Source organism: Paenibacillus aceris, assembly GCF_017874035.1.
In the GTDB taxonomy this organism is placed as follows: Bacteria; Bacillota; Bacilli; order Paenibacillales; family NBRC-103111; genus Paenibacillus_E; species Paenibacillus_E aceris.
The window spans coordinates 442,766-462,406 of sequence record NZ_JAGGKV010000004.1 but is presented as its reverse complement, the minus strand read 5'-3'; the positions used below and the strand labels follow the sequence as shown (position 1 = coordinate 462,406).

Below are 19,641 nucleotides of genomic sequence, written 5' to 3'. Positions count from 1 at the left end.
GACACATTAGCCACCGGACGAGTGTACAATATTTTTTGTACGAATTGCGTTTTAGAAGTTATAAGGAATTGGGGAAATATTGAATTAAGAAAAAATTGAATTTTGAAGCAGGTTTTAATTTTGACCTACATGTAATCCAAACTATTTCGCCACAGGCGTATGAAGGAGATTTGACGATGACAATCAACTAGAAATCGAAATGAATGGCAGTTATGTTGGTGGTGACAGGATTATTAACGGGTTGCGCCACAGACAAAACCCCGGCAGACGCACCCGAGCGCGGCACCATCAGCAGCATCCAGCAAAGCAACTGAAAACACGGTATACTCCGCAATGGAAAAGGAGCAAATTAAAACAACCCTTTTACTGTACAAGGCATACTTTTCGATAAAGATGGCACACTGCTGAATTTTATTGGTTTATGGGGTAGCTGGAGTGAATACTTTTACCGTCATTACAAGGAAACGTTAACAGGCAAGGGCATAAAAGGGGAGATGGCTTCCTATGCTGAACTTTGGGGGAACACCCATGATGAAACGGGGGAAATCGTTGCGTATAGCCGCAATGGTCCCTTGGCAATGGGATTGACCGGGGATCTGCTCTCGATTATCGCGTGGCAAGGCTATCGGCTCGGACTTCCTTGGAGCGAAGCGATCCGATTGGCGAGAGAAAGTCAACAGCTGGCGAATGAGGAAATGGAGCGGCTGTGCGCAGCCCACCCGCTGCCAGGCGTAATCGAATTTATTAAAAAATGCGATCAACATAATGTGCTGCTCGTCATTGTAACGGCGGACGAAACATCAGAAGCATTGAAGCATTTGGCATGGATGGGGATTCGCAGATATTTTAAGGTGATCATCGGTCATGACCGAGTGGCGCAAGGAAAGCCATTTCCGGAAATGGTACATAAAGCTTGCTTTGAGCTAGCGTTGCAGCCAGACCAGGTGGCTCTAATTGGTGATACGAATAGCGATATGCAGATGGGAAATTCCGCCGGTGTGGGCGGTATCCATTGGGCTCATGAATGAAGAAGCTTCCTTAGGCGCGGGTATGCTGGCAGATGCAGTTGCCGTCATCTCCTCTTATCACGAGCTGCGGCTGGATGCATCCTATAATGAAAATTGAAAGCGGATAGGGATGGTTACTGCTGGCACTTGCGATCCTCTTTGAGTTAACCGGCACAACATCAAATGAAGCTATCTGTGGGATTTACAATGATCTTACCATCTTTTTGATGTTTGTTTTGTATGGCTGTAGTTTTACCTTCTTGAACTTCGCGCTAACCTTATATTGAAGTAGGGGTAGCTTACCCGATTTGAATGGTGCTTATTGTCATTGGTGTCATAGGTCTAAAAATAAGCAGTAAGGCTCACTAACTTCATTGGCTAGCTAGTGGAGGCCATGCAATTAAATTCGATAGAAATGAGGGCTGTACATGTGGTCTTTTCGTAATTCCATGTCCAAAGTGCTTGGTTTAACTCTCGCGATTTTAACCGTAATTCAATCCGTTCCAGGTTCGATTGAGCCTGCGCATGCGGCAATAGCCTCGATTGTGGTGGATAAATCCACGTATATTTCTGGAGAACCGATCACCTTAACTTATACAGGTTCGTCCCTGAAGGATTGGATCGGACTCTACAATTATGGGGCCGTACCTAAGGCGAGCAATCCAGCACTCAATTGGAAATATACGAGCAGCGGGACACAGCCTGACGGTGCGATGTCATTAACGCGAACGCAACCAGGTCATTACGAAGCGATTTATATGCAAAACGACGGATATACGATTCTGGGACGATCGGAATTTAACATTATTCAGTTAAATGCGCCTACGGGAATTACTTTCATAAATTCGGAAGTGGATGCCGGCGAAGTAGCAGGAGATGTCTTGGTCAAAAGCCCATCCGATCAAACCAATGTGACGGGGTACAACTTGTATTGGGGCGGCGATTCCGGCAAATTATCCGGACAAGGAGCGATTGCTTCACTACCGCGAACGGTATCCGGGGATACATTTGCTACCTATACGTTTCCTGCTAACACGGTTGTTCCGAGAGGTGCCACAAAGCTCATGGCCTACTCAAATTCAAGTGTAGGCGAATCTATTTCGAGTGTAAGCATGGAGATTCCGGGTATTGTACTGCCTACACCGAATGTGAAGTTTGAGGTCATCACGGATACTCACGTTCAAGCTTCAGCCACGGGGCAATATTCCAAAGGCTTCGATGCAGCGTTAAAAGATATCAGCACAAACGGTGCTGAAACAGATGGGATCATGCACATCGGCGATATTACCGACAGCGGCTCCCAAGCGGAATATGCGACTTTCTCAAGCATTTGGAATAAGTATAAAGCAAGCCTGCCACCGATGCATTTTACGTTTGGCAATCATGATGTCAGATGGGCAGATTTTAAACAACGTATGACCGTGTATACGGCAAATACAGGCATGGATAAGCAATATTATGATTTTTGGCTGAAAGGGTATCATTTTATTTTCTTAGGTACGGAAAAAGGGTTGAAGGATGCCTCTTACTTATCCGAAACGCAGCTAAACTGGTTGGATGAGACGTTATCGGAGAATGAATCGCCCGGAAAGCCAGTATTTATTTTTCATCATCAGCCATTAAAGAATACGGTTGCCGGTGCCAACGTTGGCTTCAATAAAAACTTTTACTGGTACGGCGTGAGACAAGATAGAGAGCTAAAAATGATTTTAGCGAAGCACCCTCAATCGATTCTGTTCAGCGGTCATACCCACTGGGAGCTGGGTTCGAAAGATACGATGTATAACGCCAAGTATGCAACGATGTTCAATGCGGCTTCGGCCGGGTATTTATGGACAGATAATGATACTAGCAAAAACGGTTCTCAGGGCTTCTATGTAGAGGCCTATGATGATAAAGTGCTTGTCAAAGGCAGAGATTTCATTGCGGGTTCCTGGGTTCCGAACGCACAGTACGTGGTTTCGCTTCCTGCACAGATTCCAGTTGTGGACCCTGCGCAGGACCCTGATTTGGATTTAGGCAATCCGACGATGCAATTGAATAAAACGAATTATCGCCCTCAAGAAGCGATTCAAGTTACGTATACAGGATCATTGAGGGCAGATGCCTTCGGTATTTTCCCTAGAGGAACGATCCCAAGTGAGACAAGTCCGAAAACGCCAATCGCAAGTATTAAAACAAGCGCGGTACATCAACCGGATGGTGAGTTGACGTTTACGACAAGTCTGGCACCAGGCAGCTACGATATGATTTACCTGGGTGAAACGATGAACACGGAGCTTATGCGTGTGCCATTTGAAGTTGTGAAAGTCGATAAAGCAGGCTTAACGGATGCGATTGCCGGCGCTCAAGTGAAATACAACACGGCTGTAGAAGGCGCGAATGTGGGCGAGTATACGGCTGGCTCGAAAGCTTTGCTGATGAGCGCAATTGAAGTTGCCCAGGCGGTAGTAGATGATTCCGCAGCTGTGCAAGCGGACGTAGATCAAGCAGCGTCGGCGCTAGCCTTGGCAGTGCAGGCGTTTGAAGCGTCCATCATTCCACAAGATCCGTCGACAACATTAATGGGAAGCAGCAGCATTCAAAGTGGACAGTCAATCGAGATTACTTATGCTTTGAACAGTGTTAAAAAGCAGGTGTACGCTGAAGACATCAAGATTACTTATGATCCTAATGTTATGGAATTCGTTTCCGCCAATTCGCTGCTGTCGGGCTTGAGCATTGTGAAGACGGTGAAAGATGTTCCAGGTAAACTTCGCTTGATTGTTGCGAGCCAAGGTGCTGGTCATGCTATCACTGGAGATGCGCAGCTAGTGAAAATGACATTTAAGTCGAAGCAACTTTCCAAAGTGACAACGACATTAATCGCAGTAACGGATACAACACTTGGAGACGAGCATGGAGATGAGTCCAAAGCGTTAAATTCTTCTTTAAGCATCCAAGTAACACCAGTCCCTGTCGGCATTCCAGGTGACATGAACCATGATGCGAAAGTATCGGTAGGCGATCTGGGCATCGTAGCTGCTAATTACGGCAAAACGTCCGCAAGTCCTGATTGGGAGAGCGTTAAACAAGCAGATTCAAACAATGATGGTAAGATCGATATTATAGATCTGGCATTCATTGCATTGAAGATTATGGAATAACGGAAGAAGAGGGGTAGTTTCAATAAGAGAGACAGAAATACGTTTTCGAATGGTCATTATTAAGCTAAACGGGAGAATGTTAGCTGAATAAATGTAACAAGAATGAAATCTTATTTTCATATAGCTTTAATGAATCAAGCCTATAATAAAACTGACCCCCTTTAAAATATAAATAATTATGACCCACAGCCCGTTGCTGTGGGTCACTTTTTTGTACCTTGAAGTAACGGGCAGTTATCTGGAACTATATTGACTTTGTGTTTTAGGTTATTCACATACGGCATTTCGATTTGAGCGCATTACATGAAAAAGGAGCAACCTTTCGATTACTCCTAAAGAAGTACTTGAATTTTATTACATCTCTTTATAGTACTTGACACGGTAATAAGCGCCATATCCATGGATAAACAGATAGGCAAAAACCAATATCAATACCGTTATTTTATCTATACCCATCAAGGCAAACGCTAATATTAAGGCTCCAAACAAAAAAACAATCATGTCATATGCTTTCGCTTTTGCCCGATTAGCGATTGCCAAATTACGCTCATCTTTCTTTTCAATCTCTATCTGCTTTGCTGCGGCAGGATTATTCTTCATAAGGCGTCGGCCGATTAATTCTCCCATACCGTGACCGAAAATACCACAGCCAAGCCCAACACAGATATAAGGCAACGCTCGCAGCATACCTTGTGGATCTTCAATTGTTTTGATGAAGTACAGACCACCTGCCAGTAGTCCTACGCCTACAAGGGTAAGAAAAAAAGACGAAATAGTTTTTTTCATACATTTTCATCCTCCTCATAAATAAAGATTTCTTCGATATTCATACCGAAAAAACGAGCAATCTTGAACGCTAAAAGGATCGATGGGTTATAACGTCCGTTTTCCAGCGAACCGATAGTTTGCCTTGACACTTCAAGAGCCGTTGCTAATTCTTCTTGTTTAATTCCGCGTTGTTTGCGGATTTCTTCTAAACGGTTGTTCAATGCGTTCACTCTCCTTATGGAAAGCTGGCTTTCCATAAGGAGAGTATATCGTGCATCTCAAGCGATGTAAAGCGTACTTTCCATTTTGATGAGGTTTTTAAATTCCTAAGGGGATGATATTGACGTCAAGGGGATAAACGAGGATATAGTTTTTACGACACCATCGAAATACGGACGAAGAGATCCTGCCCTCGCAGCATATCTGACCTCCACCTCATGGACAGGTTGAATGAAGGAATGTGGGAGCGTAGACTCTGTGAGACATGGGAGGGTTGACCGCCATGAGCACATGTGGAGATCCAAAGGTGCAACCATACTTTTCCACGGTAACCACAATTTACAGCAGGTGGTTTAAGTGAAGAGCTTTTTTGCACATCTGCATACCCATATATATCTTCATCTACAACTTCATTCCATTGAAAAGTTGTGATATGGGATATTTTTCCCAAAATAGGTGAACCATATATATAAATCAAGCTCATTTCATCTTAAAGGGGGATTCATACATGATTCAAAAGAATTTGCCCTTTGCGCTCGTCATGATGACTTTAATGATGTCTGTCGGTCTAATGAATCACGTTCAAATAGTCCCTTTATTATTGGAAACGGTACAAAGGGACGCTTGGATCAGTATCGTAATATTGACTGTCCCCATCTGCGTATTCATGATTCCGGTTTACTACATCTGTAAAAAAACGAGTGGAAGTAACATTCAAGACTGGATCAAGATCAACTATGGCTTCATACCTTCTCTTCTTTTTCGGAGTTCATGGATCGTATATTTTATTTTTTTCGTCTTCGTCGCGGTTAAAGATACGGTCATGTGGACGCATGTCTCCTATTTACCACATACCCCCGTGCTTGTTATCGCCCTATTCTTATGTGGTTTATCCGCGATTGTCAGCGTTTTTGGTGTACGCATGATTATGATTGCATGCGGCATTTTTTTGCCGACCGTATCTTTGCTCGGTTTCTACATTTCCTTTGCGAACATTCCGAATAAGGATTACTCCAGTATCTTTCCCGTCCTTGAAAACGGTTGGAGTCCTATTCTGAAAGGGCTGATTTATGTAGGAGGCGGATTGTCGGAGTTGGTCATCATCATATTTCTAAACCAGCAAGCTTCAAAAAAATCATTATTTTATTATGTTTTACTTGCTCTGCTGTTAGCCTGCCTGGCTTTTGGTCCGACTCTAGGATCGATCAGTGAGTTTGGTCCATTGGAGGGTGCCAAACAACGATATCCTACTTTTGAAGAATGGCGGCTTCTACGTATTGGACATTTTGTCGAACATATGGATTATTTGTCCATTTATCAGTGGATTACCGGCGCATCCGTTCGTATTTCGCTTGGCATCTGTCTAATCCTTGATCTTGCCAATTTGTATAAGCGGCGTACTCGAGCATTAGCCGCTTCATTGATTGGTGCAGGATTCATATTGGCTAACCTATTAAATATCAGCGATTATGATTTTTTGTTTTTTTTACGGCATTGGTATTTTCCAGCGGTATTACTATTCCATTTGCTGATCGTCGTGATCCTGCTCGGTCTTATCGCTCTATGGAGGCAAAAGAACGTAACAACGTAGTCTAAAAAGGTGGTACAACTATGCTGCAGTCAGACAAGATCTCCATCGGTTCTTTAGAAGAGCACTCCATCAGGGAGCTGTTCAAAAACAGCCACGATGTTCAAATCGATAACGTACTAATGAATTTTCGTCATTCAACGCATAGCGTGATTTTAATTTACTGCATCGGCATAGCCGATTCCAAGCAAATCAATAATTATGTCCTGCTTCATTTGGAGGGCATGATAGAGCTTCATCCGGACGAACAATCTCTCGAGTGCTTCGGTCCTTTACGATTGAAAAAGTTGAATGGGAATGACAACGTTGATACGCTGACAGCTGATGTTTTTACTGGAACCTTAATTATATATTTAGAAAAATCACAAACCTTTTATTCTCTGGAAATCGCCGATGCTCCGAAACGCAATCCTGAGGAATCCGCATCGGAGGTCTCAGTAAAAGGATCGCGTGACGGTTTTACGGAAGACTTGACAACCAACGTCGCCTTGGTTCGACGCAGAATTAAATCAGCCACATTGTGTGTTGAATATTTCACTGTCGGCAGAAGAAGTCAAACCAAGGTGGCATTATTGTATGTAAGTGATATTGCAAATTCCGATTTGATCCGAGAAGCCAAAGAACGTCTTTGTAAAATTGATGTGGATGTGCTGCATAATAGCAGCCAATTGGAGGTCATGCTTGCTGATAGTTCGATTTCTTTATTTCCTTTAATCGATTATATCGGGCGTCCGGATTATGTGACTGAAAGCTTAATGGTCGGTCGGTTTGTTTTTTTGGCTGATGGCTCCCCTAACGCCATTATTGCTCCAGTCACGTTTACCGAGATTCTCAAAACACCGGAGGATCTCTATTTACCATTTCAATTTGTTACCCTTGAAAGACTACTTAGAATACTTGGATTTATTATAGGAACACTATTGCCGGGCTTCTGGGTCGCATTATCCGCCTTCAATGTCGACCAGATCCCTTTCTCCCTGCTGGCTTCAGCAAAAATAAACAGGACTGGTCTTCCTATGCCGTCCACACTCGAAGCGTTTCTAGTAGTTAGTATTTTTGAAGTGTTCCGGGAAGCAGGCATTCGTTTGCCCAAATCGGTCGGTCAGACGGTTGCCGTTGTCGGCGGGCTGATCATTGGTGACATGTCTGTAAAAGCCGGTCTTACCTCGCCAATCATGATCGTGGTCGTATCGATATCTACCGTTGCATCGTTTATGCTGATCAACCAAAATTTAAATGGGACTGCGACCATTTTTAGATTTTATGTTCTTCTCATGTCCTGCTTTTTTGGCATATTTGGGTTTATCCTTTCCGTTATCTGCATTGTCTTTTATATGTCCGGCTTGGAATCCTTCGGCATCCCTTACTTGACTCCAATGTCTCCACCGCTTTGGAAGGAATTGATACCTGCTTTAGTGAGAAAACCACTATCTCAAATGAAAAAGAGACCAGGTTTTCTGCAACCAAAAGATGCCACCCGTCAAGGAGATGACGCTTCTTGAACTTCGGACGTATCGTTGTATTGATTCTAAGCTGCAGCCTGTTCCTTACCGGTTGTTGGGATCGAAGAGAGCTTCAAGATACCGTGTTCGTAGCTGCAATTGGCATTGATTATAAAGACGGACAATATCTCGTATCTTCCCAACTTATTAATTTCGGTAACGTTGCCAAGCGCGGCGGGACGGGAAAAAATGCTGGAGAGAGCACATGGATAGGTACAGCATCCGGTAGTAACCCGTTTATCGCTTTTCAAAATTTAAATCAAATGACATCCCAGCAGCAGTTATATTTAGGACAGGTGTCAGCTCTGGTCTTAACCAGCCGCGCGATTGAGCAAGATGTAGAGGACATCCTCGAAGCGTTATACCGTTATCGGGAGCTTCGTTATACTGCCTGGTTATTTGGGACCGAGGAGTCCATCACGCCATTGTTTGGTTCAGATGCTCTACTTGGGCTCTCACCTGAGCTAACCGTCATCCACAATCCTAGACCCGCTGCCGCCAAAGTAGCACGAACTCGGCCAGTTTCTGTGCGACAATTCCTTAAGGCCTATAGAGAGCCCGGGGAAACGGCGTTTATTCCCTCTCTATCGTTAAATAACAAGTGGGAGACAAAAGAAAAACCGATGCCCGTAGCCTATATCGATGGACTCTATGCTTTTTATCAAAAAAAGTATAAAAAGAAATTTCTGCTTTCCGATGTCGAAGGAATTCGTTGGATGAACAAACCTTCAGATGAGGTCATGCTGCAGGTAAATGGACCGCAATTTCAAGCGACGTGTATGGTGAGAAGTAGTCATCGGAGCGTAAAGTGGACTTATGCGAAAGGACAGCTTCAATATATTCTGGACTTAAAAATAAAAGCCAGCATGGAAATGGGGAATGGTCAGTTCTCCAAAGAAGAGCTGAGGGCGGCTGTGGACAAAACGATACGCAATGAAATCATGGAAACCTTTCAACTGGGTAAAAATTCCAACGCCGACTTGCTGAATTTGGGGAAGGAAATGTATAAATATGATCTTCGCCAATGGCGTGAAATTTACCATTCACCAGAAGTCAAACCTGCATTGAAGGTGAATATCCATTTGTTCCTAGAGCATTCGGGAACTTATAAGGCGGGATAATATGATAAAATCGCACGGTATGTGCTTGAATTACCGACAATCAGATTCGACGATAATGACTATTGTATATGACTGTATTTACGAACATATAAGATGAGTCTTGAATGAGCACATTAATCGAATCAAGCCTGCCTAAGCTTCCATCCTAGGTTCTTCAAGAATATTCAACTGACGAAGACCCTCAAAGCATTACGGGGGCGATCTACGTTCCAATGAGGAAAATATAATTAAAATGGGAGAATGATACTTGCTCTGTTGTTGCTATTAAATTGGATTTGTCTTTAAGACTTCAGGGTGTACTAAGAAGGTGAAATCTCGCATTTTCTTTGTAATCTCGTATGTTTTTTGCTAGAATAGGTTGCCAAGGATTGGCACGACGGATACCATTTCCATAATAGCATCGAGAGAGGGACGCTTCACACAGAAGCATCCTCTCTCGTTTTTTTGCATGTATAAAAATGGATGTCACCTGCGAGACTAATTATATTTGGATTGAAGGAGCGGAACATGGAGGCTAAGGGCAGAATCCTTGTGGTTGACGATGAAATGCTGGTGCGTCAAGGAATTATCCATCTGTTGAACTGGGAAAGCGAAGGGTTTCAAATCGTCGGCGAAGCCGCCAACGGCAAGGAGGCGCTGGAGCTTGTTCATTTGCACCGGCCGCATATTATTTTGACCGACATTGTGATGCCGGTGATGGACGGCACAGAGCTGGCGAAAGTCGTGAAAGCGATGTATCCGGACATTGAAATTGTTGTGCTGAGCAGCTTCGGCGAGTTTGAATATGTGCGTTCGACCTTTCAGAGCGGCGTTGCCGATTATATGTTGAAGCCGAAGCTCGATGCCGCTTCTCTGTTGGAAGTGTTGCATAAAACGGCTCAGCGCATCCCCGAGCTGCGGGGTATGGAGCTGACCGGCGACAGTAAGCATTCTCTGGACTATATTCTGGATAAGCTGATATCCGGCTATTCCATCACGTACGACCGTCAGGAGCTGGAAAGCGCTCTTCCTTACACTGACTTTGCGCTATTAATCGCAGATGCGCAGCTGGGTTCGGCAACGTTACAACGCAGCGAAGAATGGGCCGAGGCCGTTATCGGAGCCATTGTGCAACATATGCAAAGCCCACTGACTGTACGGCTGCTGTCTCATCAAGACGGGCAAATCCGCTTCTTGCTTAACCTGGATCCGGAGGCCAAAGCGGCCGCAGCTCGTTTGGTTAGACAGCTTGCGGAAACCGGGGCTAGCTCGGGCATGGGCTTGTTTTTCGCGCTTAGCCGATTTTTTACAGACATTGAAGCCATGCACGAGGTTTATTCTAACGAAATTATGCAAATCGTCAACCACCGCTTCTTTTTGTCGAACCGGCAGTACTTGATTTTGGATGAGCTGAATGAGCAAGGGGAAAGCGTCAGTTTTGATATGGAAGCCTTTAATGCCGGGCTGAATCGCCAAGAGTATCCTCAAGCGTTTGGCCGGCTGCGCAGCTATGTGCAGTCGATGCCCGGGCGGAAGGACATGGACATGTTCGCATTGAAATCGTCTTTAGGCCACAGCCTATTCAATATTATCGTCTCCCTACAGCATTTTCATTATGAGGCGGCTTCCTTGGATGAAGGCAAGTATGAGTATTTTCGTTCGATTCATGAGGCGGACCATATTACAGACGTGATTGCGCTGGTAGAAAAATTTTTGAACGAGGCAATGGAATGCGTCACCGGCAAAAAAGCCGGCTCGCCGGCCTTTCAAAAAATTTTACAGTATATCGATGAGCATCTTTCGGAACCGCTGACATTAACGGAAGTGGCGAAGCTGTTTCATTTTAACGCCTCGTATTTGTCCAATTATTTTACCGTTCATAATAAAGAAGGCTTTAACGAATACTTGAACCGCATTCGCATTGATAAGGCGTGCGAGCTGCTGCGGGATAACTCGGCGCTTTCGATTGCAGAAATAGGCAGCCTGGTCGGCTACTCCGACCACAGCTATTTTACTAAAGTGTTTCGCAAGCTGAAGGGGATTTCGCCCAGTCTATATCGTAAAAATTAATTGAGGGGACAATCGGCTGCCAATGGGAACCCGTCTACGGAAAATCGCAGAACAAAGCTTATTTAGCAAAATTTTTTTCGTCATGGTGATCAGTATTATCTCCATCACGATCTTAACTTCATGGGTGACTTTGCAAATGTCTAAAAAGCTGTTTGTACAAACATTCAGTATTACAAATTCGAAGATTATCGACCAGATCAAAAGCGGTTTGGAATCGTTCCACTACTCCAACGTAAACATAGCGATTAATACAGCGCAAAGCGCTGCAATCAAAAATTATTTGACCGCGCCAGACATGGACTCCTTGACGAATTACAGAACTGTTTACAGCATGGAGGATCAGATGAACCGGATCCAATCGCGAATCGGCACCAAAAGCATCGGGATCTTGCTGCTCGGCGGAAACGGCAAAAGCTATATCAGCGACCGTGCTTATTGGTCCGGCTCTACGCAAGAGCTGCAGCAAAATCCGATTACACAAAGTACGCTCAGTCAGCCTGGAAAGCTGCTATACAGCTTTATGAAAGATAAGGTTGCGGGTTCCGGCGAGTCTAGTCTGGTCGCTTCGAAAGCGCTGTACATACCGGGGAGTGAGCAAATTTACGGCACGCTGTACATGATGATCAGGGAAAGCGAATTTAGCGGCATTTACAACAGTTTTACAAGCACCGGCAATGATGTGATGATCCTTAATCAATCCGGGGTCATCGTCTCCAGCAATCGGACGGAGCTTGTCGGGACGGTGTCAGACCAGCTGTCGGACAGCGCCAAGACGCTGCAGCAAACGGGAGGAGCCAATCTGGAGCTGGAAATGAGCGGCAAAGACGTTATCGTGCTTGCCGATTATTTGCCGTTGTTTGATTTTTACATTGTGAATGTGATCGATAAAAATGTGGTGCTCGGCCATATGCTCAACACACAGGCGATCGTGCTTATTTGTACAGGTATTGTGGCGGCAGCAGTACTGGTCGTTTACTTTATTACGCGTAGGCTGACCCAATCGCTGCGAACGCTCGTCAAGAAGATGTCGAATGTAACCAAAAACAATTTTAACAACTATATGACGGTCTCCGGCACCTACGAAACGAGGGAGCTAAGCAATTCCTTCAATTATATGCTCGACGAGCTCAACGACTATATCAGCAGGTTGGTTGAAACCCAGAAGGAGCGGCGTAGGGCGGAGCTGGCCGCGCTGCAGCAGCAAATCAATCCTCATTTTCTGTATAATACGCTCGCTTCCGTGAACATATTAGTCCAGCGGGGCAGCAATGAGCAGGCTACAGAGACGATTTATGCACTCATCTCGTTGCTGCAAAATACGATCAGCAATGTCAAAGAAACGATTACGGTTGAACAGGAGCTGCAGAGCCTGAAGCATTATGTGTTTATTAACCAGGTGCGCTATGGCCGCGGCATTAAAGTCGATTACTTCGTCTCGCCGGATTGCCTGATGGCGCAGGTGCCCAAACTGATGCTCCAGCCTTTTCTCGAAAATGCCTTTTTTCATGCTTTTCATAAAAAACATACAGGTTATATTTACGTCATCATCACCAGAGACCGGGAAACACTCGTCTGCGAGGTCGTCGATAATGGCGACGGAATGGAGCAGGCACCTTATGAGGAGACAACCACGAATCCGAACCATGCGAAGCAGCCGTTCACAGGCATCGGCATCCGCAACGTTCACGATCGCTTACTGCTGCTGTACGGCAAGGAATACGGCGTTTCGATGGAGAGCGGATTAGGCCAGGGAACAAAAATTACCATTAAGATTCCGTGGATGACCGATCAGCCGGTATAAACACCTACAATACACCTGCAATACTAAAAAAAGTACAAATTCTAAAAAAAGTACAAATTCTAAAAAAAATGAGAATAAAAAGCGGTTGCAAATTCAAAGAATAACACTAATTGATGAAAAGTAATTCCTAACAGGCCGTTTTCGAGGGATGTTATGATTACTTTGTAAGCATTTTCATAACTCTATCAAACAGGGGGAGCAACATGAAAAAGAAACTTTCAGCAGTCCTGTTGTCGAGTCTTTTGCTGCTATCGGCATGCTCGAGCAACTCCGGCAACACAACGAATACCGCGAAACCTTCGGATCAAGCGACGTCCGGCACCAAGGAAATTACAGTCTGGGCATGGGACAAAAACTTTAATATCGCAGCGATGAAATTGGCGCAAGAAGCGTACGCGAAAGATCATCCTGATGTGAAAATCAACATCGTGGAGTACGCCCAGGATGACATCATCCAAAAGCTGAACACCGGACTTAATTCCGGCACGACCTCGGGTTTGCCTAACGTAGTATTGATTGAAGACTATCGCGCCCAAAGCTTCTTGAAAGCATATCCCGATTCTTTCCAAGACCTGTCGTCTTCCATTAAAGCGTCTGATTTCGCCGATTACAAAATCGGATCGACCAGTCTAAACGGTAAACAGTACGGTCTTCCGTTCGATTCCGGCGTAACAGGATTGTATGTCCGCACCGACTACCTACAGCAAGCCGGCTATAAAGTCGACGATATGAAGAACATTGATTGGGACAAATTTATTGAGATCGGTAAAGCGGTAAAAGCAAAAACCGGCAAAGATATGCTGACGCAGGATCCGAACGACCTTGGTTTAATCCGCATGATGATTCAGTCGGCAGGCTCCTGGTATCTGAAAAGTGATGGCTCTACGCCGGATCTGAAAGACAATGCCGCGCTGAAGGACGCTTTCCAAACGTACAAAACTTTAATGTCCGCCAATATCGTGAAGATTACTTCCGACTGGAACGCTTTCCTGGCTGGCTTTAACAGCGGCGCTGTCGCAACCGTGCCGACAGGCAACTGGATCACGCCTTCCGTTAAGGCGCAAGCTGACCAATCCGGCAAATGGGCTGTCGTTCCGTTCCCTAAACTGAAAAACACAGCCAGCTCGGTCAACGCTTCGAACCTTGGCGGAAGCTCCTGGTATGTGCTGAATAGCCCTGGTAAAGACGTTGCCGCGGATTTCCTCGGAAAAACGCTTGGCTCTAATGTAGATCTGTATCAAAAAATGCTGACCGATATCGGAGTTATCGGCACCTATAAGCCTGCAGCTTCAGGCGAAGCTTATACGAAAGCGGACGATTACTTCGGCGGCCAAAAGATCAGCTCTGATTTTGCAACCTGGACGACGCAAATTCCAAAGGTCAACTATGGTATGCATACGTATGAGATCGAAGATATTCTCAAAGTCGGAGCACAGAGCTATTTAAAAGGAACAGATTTGGATAAAGTGTTGAGTGACGCGCAATCTCAAGCGGAGTCGCAAATTAAGTAACCCGTTGCATTTCCGATCAACGCTGACCTTCGTTTTGCCGATGCGCATGGCGGAGGTCAGCGTTTCCATTTTTCTGAAGGAAAGGTTTGGTAACCTTGAACTATACAATGAAAAACCGAGCAAAGTTGACGGGATGGCTATTTATTGCGCTCGCCGTAATCTTGATCTGCATCTTTTACTTTTATCCAATGATTCAAGCCTTACTGCTCTCCTTTAAGACCGGAGCTGGAGCAAATCTGCATTTCAATGGCGTCGACAACTACAAACGGCTGTTTAGCGATAAGACGTTCTTTACTGCTGTCAAAAATACGTTTCTCTTTTTGATCATTCAAGTGCCTATCATGATTTTGCTGGCCATGATCATCTCCGTGCTGCTTAACGACAGCAATCTACGGTTCAAGGGATTTTTCCGCACGGCGATTTTTTTGCCCTGCATCACCTCACTTGTCGCTTATTCAGTCGTGTTCAAATATTTGTTTGGTAACGATGGTCTAGTCAATCTGGCGCTCATGAAGCTGCATATTCTCGCGCAACCGATTCAATGGATTTCCGATCCGTTCTGGGCGAAGGTAACGATTATTATTGCGATTACTTGGCGCTGGACCGGTTATAATATGATTTTCTATTTGTCGGCGCTGCAAAACATCGACAGTTCGATCTATGAAGCCGCTCGCCTCGACGGCGCTTCCTCGGTACGGCAATTTTTCAGCATTACGGTGCCATTACTGAAGCCGATCATTTTGTTTACTTCGATTACTTCGACGATCGGGACGCTGCAGCTGTTCGACGAAATTGTTAATATTACAAAAGGCGGACCAGGCAATGCAACTCTTTCGATTTCCCAATACATCTATAATCTTTCGTTCAAATACTCTCCCGACTTTGGTTATGCCGCTACCGTCTCCTATTCGATTGTGGTCATGATCATCGTGCTCTCCGTCCTTCAAATTAAACTGGCAGGTGAGAATAAATAATGTGGAAAAGGATCTTCATCTATGTATTTTTGACCGCTGCGGCGATCATCTCGATATTCCCGTTTATTTGGATGGTCATTAGCTCGACGAATCTTTCCGTGGATGTCACCCAGGGGAGAATGCTGCCGGGCAGCCACTTTGTGCAAAACTTCAACAAACTGGTGAGCTCAATCAACCTGTTCCAAGCTTTCGGCAATTCACTCAAAATCTCTATATCGACGACAGTGCTGGCGCTGCTGATTGCCTCTCTGGCCGGTTACGGCTTTGAAATTTACCGCAGCAAGGCGAAAGATGTTGTGTTCAACATTTTGCTGCTGTCGATGATGATTCCATTCGCGGCGATGATGGTGCCGCTTTATCAAATGTTTTCCAAGCTGTCGCGAACGGTTCCCGTGATTGGCGTCAATACGATCGTGGCGGTCGTGCTCCCCACTTTTACGACTGCGTTCCTCATTTTCTTTTTCCGCCAAAGCACGAAAATGTTCCCGAAGGAGCTGCTTGAGGCCGGACGTATGGACGGCTTGACCGAGCTCGGCTTGTTTTTCCGCATCTACATGCCAACGATGAAGACAACATTCGCCGCTGGGTCGATTATTACTTTTATGTCCAGCTGGAACAACTACTTGTGGCCGCTTATTGTACTGCAGACCCCGGATAAAAGAACGATTCCGCTCTTAGTCTCGAACTTGGGTTCCAGTTATTCGCCGGATTTCGGTGTGATCATGACGGCTATCGTTATTTCCACGCTGCCGACTGCACTGGTTTTCTTCCTTATGCAAAAACAATTTGTTGCGGGCATGGTCGGATCTGTAAAATAGAGTAAAATGCTAAATATGATTGTTTAGGAGACGAATTGAATGAGTCATACGAAACCAAGCCTGGATTGGCTTCAAGATGTCAGCATTTTTAGAGTGAACAGGCTGGATGCTCACTCAGACCACCGCTACTATAGCTCGATGGCGTCCGCCACGGCCGGATTGCCGATGGACATGCGCCACAGCTTGAACGGCAGCTGGCAGTTCAGCTATGCGGTCAATCCGTCAAGCCGGATTGCCGCGTTTTACGAATCGGATTACAATTGTGCCGCTTGGGAGCATATTCAGGTGCCGGGCCATATTCAGCTTCAAGGCTGGGGCCAGGCGCAGTACGTGAACACGATGTATCCATGGGATGGGCTGGCCGATCTTCGTCCTCCGCACATTTCCCAGGAGCATAATCCGGTGGGCAGTTATGTGAAGCATTTTGATCTGCCGGCCCATATGCAAGGCAAGCCCGTTTATATTTCTTTTCAAGGCGTCGAATCGGCTTTTTACGTTTGGCTGAACGGCGAATTTGTCGGCTACAGCGAGGACAGCTTCACGCCTTCCGAATTCGATTTGACACCGTATATCCGCGAAGGGTCGAACAAGCTGGCTGTTGAGGTCTATCAGCGCAGCACCGGGGGCTGGCTGGAGGATCAAGATTTTTGGCGCTTCTCCGGCATTTTCCGCGATGTGTATTTATTTACGGTTCCGAAGCACCATGTTTGGGATTTGCGCGTCAATGCCGAACTGGATGACCGCTATGAAAACGGCACATTAAAGGTGGATCTGGCGCTGCGCGCAAATCCGTCTGCTCCCGTTCATGCGCTGCTGGAACTGAAAGACGCCGCGGGCAAGACGTGCCTTACGGCAAAGAACGAATTCCAAAGCAGCAAGCTGGAAGTGATTGCTGAAGCAGGCCATGTGCATCTGTGGAGCGCCGAGAGCCCGTATTTGTATTCGCTTTGCATTTCGATTTTGGATGAGAACGGGGAACTGGTCGAAGCGATCGTACAAAAGGTCGGCTTCCGCCGTTTTGAAATGAAAGACAAGCTGATGTGCCTTAACGGCAAACGGATAATGTTTAAGGGCGTCAACCGCCACGAGTTCAACTGCCGCAGCGGCAGGGCGATCACGAAGCAGGACATGCTTTGGGATATCCAGACGTTGAAGCAAAGCAACATCAACGCCGTTCGCACCTCGCACTATCCGAACCAAACGTTGTGGTACGAGCTGTGCGACGAATATGGCGTCTACGTCATCGATGAGATGAATTTGGAAACGCACGGATCCTGGCAAAAAATGGGCGCCGTCGAGCCTTCTTGGAACATCCCGGGCAACGATCCGCAGTGGCAGGACATTGTGCTTGACCGTGCGCGCTCGATGGTGGAACGGGATAAAAACCATCCTTCCATCTTGATCTGGTCGTGCGGCAACGAGTCTTATGCGGGACAGGTTATTTTGAACGTATCGAATTATTTCCGCGAAACCGACCCGAGCCGGCTTGTCCATTACGAGGGCGTATTCCATAACCGCAAATATGATGCTACCAGCGACATGGAGAGCAGAATGTACGCGAAGCCGGCGGATATTGAAGCCTATCTACAAAGCCAGCCGGAAAAACCGTACATCAGTTGTGAATACATGCATGCCATGGGAAACTCTGTCGGCGGCCTGCATAAATATACGGAACTGGAAAACAAGTACCCGATGTATCAAGGCGGCTTTATTTGGGACTATATCGACCAGGCGTTGGTGAAAAAAGACCGTTTCGGCCGCGAATATTTAGCTTACGGTGGCGATTTCCAGGATCGCCCGTCCGATTATAGCTTCTGCGGCAATGGTCTTGTATATGCGGATCGGCAAATCACGCCGAAAATGCAGGAAGTTAAATTCCTCTATCAGAATTATAAGTTGGAGCCGACCCGAACGCATATTAAAATCGTCAATGAAAGCTTGTTCACAGGAACGGACCATCTTGTACTGGCGTATAGCCTGTATCGTGATGGCAAGCAGATAGGGAAATGGCAAACACATGTCGACGTAGAAGCGCAAAACCAAATTAGCGTTCCGATAGAACTGCCCCATATGGAAGAGGGACCCGGTGAGTATTGTCTGCAAGCTTCGCTGAAGCTTAAAGAGGCGCTTCTGTGGGCCGAGGCCGGATTTGAGGTCGCTTTTGGCCAAAAGATTATGGCAATTCAGACTCCATCCGATTGCAGTCTGCCATCCGGAGCTCTTAATGTGGTCGAAGGCGATGTAAATATAGGCGTCATGGGCAAAGATTTTTCTATGCTATTTTCCAAGCAGGTCGGATCGCTGGTATCAATCAGATACAGCGGTCGCGAAATGATCGCCGTGCCACCGACGCCATTATTTTGGAGGGCCACCACCGATAATGATAAAGGGACTTCGCTCAGCTTCACGGCAGGCGCTTGGTACGCTGCAAGTTTAGCGAGAAAATGCGAAAAAGTCGAACTACAGCAAACATCGGAAACGGCAACCGTCTCGTTTGAGTACACGTTCAGCATCCATTCCGAAATACGTGTTAGAACGGCCTACACGGTGTATGTGGATGGAACCGTCCGTGTGCACACCTGCTACAAAGGAGCCGAGGGGCTTCCGAATCTGCCTATCGTTGCTCTGTCTTTCAAGATGGCGTCTGAATATAACCAATCCGAATGGTACGCGATGGGGCCTGAAGAAAACTACATCGACCGCGCTTGCGGGGCGCGCTTAGCTGTTTTCAGCAGCCCGGTCGATCAATTGCCTTCGCGTTATCTCGTTCCGCAGGAATCGGGCAACCGCACTGGCGTCCGAAGCGTGAAAATAACCGATGCGAATGGACTAGGGCTTATGATCAAAGCAGATCCGCTTACTCCAGTAGAGTGCAATGTATCTCCTTATTCCGCTTTTGAGCTTGAGCAAGCTAATCATCATTGGGAGCTGCCTGAGGTGCATTATACGGTCGTAACCGTGGCGGGCAGACAAATGGGAGTAGGCGGAGACGACAGCTGGGGCGCACCTGTGCACGATGAATATTTGATACCGTCACACCAGGATTTGGAATTTGAATTTGATATTTGCGGGATTACTGTGAAGGAATGACAGGCATCGAGTTAAAAAGAGCGAGACTAGGGGGTTAGATTCCCCAC

Annotated in this window: 14 protein-coding genes; 12 read left to right on the top strand and 2 right to left on the bottom strand. The window is 46.0% G+C overall.

Going from position 1 to position 19,641, the window contains the following annotated elements; genetic code table 11:
• Positions 1-377 precede the first annotated feature (377 nt).
• The 3 genes from J2Z65_RS10900 (at position 378) to J2Z65_RS10895 (ending at position 4,153) form a co-directional block, all read left to right on the top strand.
• Complete coding sequence (locus J2Z65_RS10900) at positions 378-1,028, top strand: HAD family hydrolase (protein WP_338111784.1); 651 nt, start codon at positions 378-380, stop codon at positions 1,026-1,028.
• A gap of 116 nt (positions 1,029-1,144) precedes the next feature.
• A complete protein-coding gene (locus J2Z65_RS35210; protein ID WP_338111783.1) occupies positions 1,145-1,294 on the top strand; it encodes a hypothetical protein in 150 nt (49 codons plus the stop codon).
• A 141-nt stretch (positions 1,295-1,435) separates the two neighbouring features.
• Positions 1,436-4,153, top strand: a complete 2,718-nt coding sequence (locus J2Z65_RS10895) for a cohesin domain-containing protein (protein WP_167065505.1) — start codon at positions 1,436-1,438, stop codon at positions 4,151-4,153.
• Positions 4,154-4,507: 354 nt separating this feature from the next.
• Here the strand turns inward: J2Z65_RS10895 and J2Z65_RS10890 are convergent, their stop codons facing one another.
• Positions 4,508-4,939, bottom strand: coding sequence for a DUF6442 family protein (locus J2Z65_RS10890; RefSeq protein ID WP_167065503.1), 432 nt, complete (start codon positions 4,937-4,939; stop codon positions 4,508-4,510).
• The gene (locus J2Z65_RS10885) at positions 4,936-5,142 is read right to left on the bottom strand and encodes a helix-turn-helix transcriptional regulator (protein WP_167065501.1); all 207 of its coding nucleotides are present in this window, start codon (positions 5,140-5,142) and stop codon (positions 4,936-4,938) included. The genes J2Z65_RS10890 and J2Z65_RS10885 overlap by 4 nt, the downstream gene beginning before the upstream one ends.
• 506 nt (positions 5,143-5,648) lie before the next feature.
• On the opposite strand from J2Z65_RS10885, the gene J2Z65_RS10880 reads away from it, so the two are divergent.
• From J2Z65_RS10880 to lacZ, 9 genes are all read left to right on the top strand, one after another.
• On the top strand, positions 5,649-6,731 hold the full coding sequence (locus tag J2Z65_RS10880) for an endospore germination permease (protein WP_167065499.1): 1,083 nt from the start codon (positions 5,649-5,651) through the stop codon (positions 6,729-6,731).
• Positions 6,732-6,751: 20 nt separating this feature from the next.
• Complete coding sequence (locus J2Z65_RS10875; RefSeq protein WP_167065497.1) at positions 6,752-8,230, top strand: spore germination protein; 1,479 nt, start codon at positions 6,752-6,754, stop codon at positions 8,228-8,230.
• On the top strand, positions 8,227-9,351 hold the full coding sequence (locus J2Z65_RS10870; RefSeq protein WP_167065495.1) for a Ger(x)C family spore germination protein: 1,125 nt from the start codon (positions 8,227-8,229) through the stop codon (positions 9,349-9,351). The genes J2Z65_RS10875 and J2Z65_RS10870 overlap by 4 nt, the downstream gene beginning before the upstream one ends.
• A gap of 507 nt (positions 9,352-9,858) precedes the next feature.
• A complete protein-coding gene (locus J2Z65_RS10865) occupies positions 9,859-11,400 on the top strand; it encodes a response regulator transcription factor (protein ID WP_167065493.1) in 1,542 nt (513 codons plus the stop codon).
• A gap of 22 nt (positions 11,401-11,422) precedes the next feature.
• Entirely contained in the window at positions 11,423-13,201 is a 1,779-nt protein-coding gene (locus J2Z65_RS10860) for a sensor histidine kinase (protein ID WP_167065490.1), read from the top strand.
• Positions 13,202-13,404: 203 nt separating this feature from the next.
• Positions 13,405-14,712, top strand: coding sequence for an ABC transporter substrate-binding protein (locus tag J2Z65_RS10855; RefSeq protein WP_167065487.1), 1,308 nt, complete (start codon positions 13,405-13,407; stop codon positions 14,710-14,712).
• A 107-nt stretch (positions 14,713-14,819) separates the two neighbouring features.
• Positions 14,820-15,686, top strand: a complete 867-nt coding sequence (locus J2Z65_RS10850; RefSeq protein ID WP_167065655.1) for a carbohydrate ABC transporter permease — start codon at positions 14,820-14,822, stop codon at positions 15,684-15,686.
• Positions 15,686-16,504, top strand: a complete 819-nt coding sequence (locus J2Z65_RS10845) for a carbohydrate ABC transporter permease (protein ID WP_167065485.1) — start codon at positions 15,686-15,688, stop codon at positions 16,502-16,504. The genes J2Z65_RS10850 and J2Z65_RS10845 overlap by 1 nt, the downstream gene beginning before the upstream one ends.
• 39 nt (positions 16,505-16,543) lie before the next feature.
• Positions 16,544-19,594, top strand: coding sequence for a beta-galactosidase, LacZ type (gene lacZ, locus J2Z65_RS10840; protein WP_167065483.1), 3,051 nt, complete (start codon positions 16,544-16,546; stop codon positions 19,592-19,594).
• Positions 19,595-19,641: the final 47 nt, after the last annotated feature.